The 1,461-nt window shown below is 41.3% G+C and carries 2 protein-coding genes; both read right to left on the bottom strand.

Features of this window, described 5'->3' with window-relative positions; translation table 11 throughout:
* Positions 1-169: 169 nt before the first annotated feature.
* Positions 170-622, bottom strand: a complete 453-nt coding sequence (locus HMPREF2726_RS11095; RefSeq protein ID WP_070603387.1) for a tetratricopeptide repeat protein — start codon at positions 620-622, stop codon at positions 170-172.
* Positions 623-649: 27 nt separating this feature from the next.
* Positions 650-1,461 (bottom strand): RHS repeat-associated core domain-containing protein (locus HMPREF2726_RS13440; RefSeq protein WP_210399704.1); only part of this gene is annotated, 812 nt, incomplete at its 5' end.

The raw sequence follows: 1,461 nt of genomic DNA, 5'->3' as shown, positions 1-1,461 counted from the left end.
GGTTGCCGGCTTTGTCGTAGGCGTAGCGGCGGTTAAGTACGGTGCAACAAAGGTCGTCTGAAAGTTGGTTTCAGACGACCTTCATGCTGACTAGTAATGAGGTTGTTAAAGAGCAAACATTTCAGACGACCTCAAAGAAGGTTTTGAGGTCGTCTGAAAATATCGAATCTTACTTTTTGGTTTTTTTCTTAGAATTTAATTCTTCTTTACGTTGTTTATAAAATTGCCAATATTTTTTATCCTCCATAGAGAAAGGTGTGTAACGTAACTCTTTGTACGCCAAATCGAAATATTTATAAGCATTTTCCATATCACCTAGTTCGTAATAGATAATACCTGCCCATAGAAATGTGCTGCCATCAGGAACTGTTTTTCGCGCCTCTAATGCAATATTTATCCATTCAAGTGCCTTAGAATAATCCTTTAACTCTTTAAATCTGCCAGAAATTTCAGAACATAGCCCACTAGTTGGGGTTACGAATTGAGTAGCAGGTTTTGGAATTAAATCCCAAGCCTTCATTAACTCATCAATCCTTTCCTGAAGAGTTTTAGCCTGTCTCGACTCACATATAATATTATTAATTTTACTATTTAACTCAGGATTAATATCAGATAAATACATAGTTTTCCTTTCATTCATAACTCTTCATTAACAACCTTTGGGTAACTTTCCATTTTTAGGCTTGCGAGGTTTCTTATAACGTTCTTTGCTCTTTGCTCCACGGGAACAGTTGCCTGGCCCATATTCCAATCGATAATTATTGGGATCAAGCATCCATTTCCGTACTGCCTGAGACTTGGCTCCATGATAACGACCACAACGATTCCAATAGGAAACAGCATCTTCAGGATTATGTCCCATATGTGCATTTCTTAAAGAGTATTTTTTACCATCTACATCTTTGAAAACTGCACCCTCAGGAATCTGTGAGGTACGTCTAAGTTTACTGATTTCCTCGGATGTAATACCTTCAATTTCTCCATTAGCTAACATACGTTGCATTACTGCCCGTCCTGTCTTAGATACCTTAGATGGCGTTCTACCAACATAGGCATTCCTTCTCCATAAACCTAATGGGTCATACCATTCCTGTGCATTCAGCGCAAACTGATATAGATTATCTCCACCAATTAATTTAATCGGGTCCTGATTTACAAACCGCCCGGCCTCAGGCTCGTAATACCGCATCAGGTTGTAATGCAGCCCGGTCTCTTCATCATAATACTGGTTTTGCAATCTGAACGGCTGATGCGCGTTCTTGTAAACCCTCTCGTCCTTTTTCAGACGACCCCAGGCGGTGTATTCGCCGTACCATAAGAGATTGCCGTGGACGTCGGTCATCTCGCGCGGGATGCCGACTTGGTCGGTGTGGAAATAGGCGAGGTATTGCTTGCCGTCTTTGGCGTTGTCAAAGACTTGGGCTAAGGGTTCGTAGCTGTCTTGGTCGGTGTAGATATAGG

The organism is Neisseria sp. HMSC074B07, assembly GCF_001810355.1.
In the GTDB taxonomy this organism is placed as follows: Bacteria; Pseudomonadota; Gammaproteobacteria; order Burkholderiales; family Neisseriaceae; genus Neisseria.
This window is presented reverse-complemented; position numbering and strand designations above follow the sequence as displayed.